The sequence below is a fragment of the Streptomyces spongiae genome (genome assembly GCF_009377185.1).
Lineage (GTDB): Bacteria > Actinomycetota > Actinomycetes > Streptomycetales > Streptomycetaceae > Streptomyces > Streptomyces spongiae.
Genome location: NZ_VJZC01000906.1, coordinates 1 through 2,726 on the forward strand (window position 1 = coordinate 1; position 2,726 = coordinate 2,726).

The following is a 2,726-nucleotide window of genomic DNA, read 5'->3' on the forward strand; positions in this document are numbered from 1 at the left end:
CAGGGGTTCGGTGCTGAAGGCGTCGAGGGCCGCTGCCCCGAGGTGCCCGGAACGCAGCAGGGCGGCGAGCGCGCTCTGGTCGATGAGGCCGCCGCGCGCCGCGTTGACGAGGATCGCGCCCGGCCGCATCGCCGCGAGGCGGGCGCGGTCCAGCAGCGGCGTGCCCGACGGGTCGGGCGGGGTGTGCAGGCTGACGGCGTCGGCGCGGGCCAGCAGGTCGTCGAGGGCGGCCGGTTCGGCGCCTTGCGCGCGGACGTCGTCGCCGGAGACGTACGGGTCGTGGGCGAGCACACGCATCCCGAAGGCGAGGGCGTAGCCGGCGAGCAGGCGGCCGATGCGGCCGAAGCCGACGATGCCCAGCGTCTTGCCGTGCAGTTCGGGGCCGAACAGCTTCGGCCAGCCGCCCGCCGCCACCGCGGTGTGCGAGGCGGTGAGGGAGCGCGTCGCCGACAGCAGCAGGCCGAAGGTGTACTCGGCCACCGCGCGGGAGTTGCTGCCCGGTGCGCACACGACCGGTATGCCGCGGGCGTGGGCGGCGGCCACGTCGATGGTGTCCACGCCGACGCCGTGTTTGGCGATCACCTTGAGGCGGGGGGCGGCGTCCAGTAGCTCGGCGGTGATGGGGTCCATGCCGACGATCAGGGCGTCCGCTTGCGCGGCGTGGGTGAGGAGTTCGGCGGTGGGCAGGGCCGCGTCGGCGCACGGGCGGAGCGGTCCCGCCCCGGCCTCGTCGAGGATCTGCCAGGGGCGCGCCGAATGCCGTGCGAAGGTGGGCGTGGTGATGAGCGTGGTCGGCATCAGCACGCCCCGCCGCGCGCCGCGTCGAGGTGGGACGTGGCGACCTGCTGCAGGTGGACTACGTCGGCCGCGACCGAGGCGAACGTCCAGCCCTCGGCGAGGCGGCGGGCCGCGCTCGCCCCGTCGGCGTTGTGGATGCCGGCCGCGATGCCCGCCGCCTCGGCCGCCTTGCTGATACGGGCCAGGGCCTGCTCGAACTCCTCCTGGACGGACGGGTCGGTGGACGTCGCGCCGCCGATGGCCAGGCGCAGGTCGGACGGGCCGACGTAGATGCCGTCGAGGCCGGGCGTCGCGCAGATCTCCTCCACGTTGGCGAGGCCGTCGGCCGTCTCGATCATCGCGAGGACGGCAGTCTGCTCGTGGGTGTCGGCCGGGTTGGGTCCGATACGGAGCTGGGCGCGCATCGGCCCGTACGAGCGGCGGCCCAGCGGAGGGTAGCGGACGGCGGCGACGGCGTCGGCGGCGTCCCGCGCGTTGTCGATCAGCGGGACGATGACGCCGGTCGCGCCCGCGTCGAGGGCCTTGCCGATGTACGTGAGGTCGTTGGCCTCCACACGCACCATGCCGACGGCGGTGCTGCCCTTGGTGTCGGTGGCCAGGAGGTTGTTCAGCATGCCCTGGTAGCCGAAGAGTCCGTGCTGGGCGTCGAAGGCGAGGTAGTCGTAGCCGACGCGGGCGAGGCGCTCGGCGGCGATCGGCGAGTCGAGCAGGGACCAGTAGCCTATGAGCCGCTCGCGGGCGCGCAGGGCGGCGGTGAACTCGGCTGAGGTGCGGCCGGTGGCCATGGAAGTCTCCGTAACGGTCGGGGTGGGAGGTCTCAGCGGTTGTAGGCGGGCATCGGGCCGCGCAGGCGGGCGCCCACCTCGTCGCAGGCGGCCAGCACCTCGGCGGGCAGCTCTCCCTCGGCAGCGGCGGCGATGTTGGCCTTGAGATGCTCGACCTTCGAACCGCCGAGCAGCAGAGCGTCGGTGGAGGGGCGGGACAGCAGCCAGCGCAGGGCGAGGGCGGTCAGCGGCAGGCCCGCGTCGGAGGCGATACGGGTGAGGTCGGTGACGGCACGGAACAGGTCCTCGTTCCAGTAGCGCGCGCGGTACATCGCGGCCAGCTTGGAGTCGCCGAAACGGCCGCTGTCCGGGGCCTGTTCGAAGGTGTGGCGGCCGGTGAGCAGGCCGCCGCCGAGCGGGTTGTAGACCATGGTCCGCAGACCGGTTGCCGCCGCGTACTCGGTGTACTCCTCCTCGACGCGCCGTGCGAGAAGGTTGTGCAACTGCTGGGCGACGACGGGGCGGGGCGCGCCGACCTCGTCGGCCACGCGGCTGAGCTCGGCGATCTGCCAGGCGGCGAAGTTGGAGACGCCGAGCGCGAGGACCTTGCCCTCCCGTACGAACTCGGCGACGGTCGCCAGGGTTTCGGCGGCCGGCGTCGCACGGTCCGGTTGGTGCAGGTAGAAGAGGTCGACGTGGTCGGTGCCCAGACGCCCCAGGCTGCCGTCGAGCGCGGCGCGCAGTCCCTCGGGGGAGAGCGGCGCGTGGTCGCCCTGGTCGGGGTGCGGGATGCCGGCCTTGGTGGCGAGGACCATCCGGTCACGGCGGCCGGGCAGGAGCTCGGAGAGGATGCGTTCGCTCTCGCCGCCCGCGTAGCCGTTGGCGGTGTCCACGCCGGTGATGCCCGCGTCGAGCGCGGCGTCCAGCATGGACGCGGCCGTCGTCCGGTCCGCGGTGTCGCCGAAGGTCATCGTGCCCAGGACGAGACGGGACAGTGGGACGGGGACGTGCGGGAGTTCGATGCCGACGGTCACGGCGTTTCCTTCCGAGGCGGTGATGCGAGCGGTGCCGGTGGTGCCAGGGGCGACGGTGGCGCCAGTCGTGCCGGTGGTGCGCTGTCGTGTGTCCGATGCGCGTGTCGCGGGTGGGGGTTGGGGGCTGGGA

3 protein-coding genes are annotated in these 2,726 nt (G+C 73.6%); all 3 read right to left on the minus strand.

All coding sequences use genetic code 11. The annotated features are described in order from the left end of the window. Window positions 1-798, minus strand: a 798-nt coding sequence (locus FNH08_RS48490) for a phosphoglycerate dehydrogenase (protein ID WP_152778275.1), incomplete at its 3' end; no start/stop codon positions are given. Further along, entirely contained in the window at window positions 798-1,583 is a 786-nt protein-coding gene (locus tag FNH08_RS48495; protein WP_152778276.1) for an HpcH/HpaI aldolase family protein, read from the minus strand. The genes FNH08_RS48490 and FNH08_RS48495, both read right to left, overlap by 1 nt. A gap of 32 nt (window positions 1,584-1,615) precedes the next feature. Further along, window positions 1,616-2,533 carry an aldo/keto reductase gene (locus tag FNH08_RS48500; protein WP_407704604.1) on the minus strand — a complete coding sequence of 306 codons (918 nt, stop codon included), beginning with the start codon at window positions 2,531-2,533 and terminating at the stop codon, window positions 1,616-1,618. Between the last annotated feature and the right edge of the window lie 193 nt (window positions 2,534-2,726).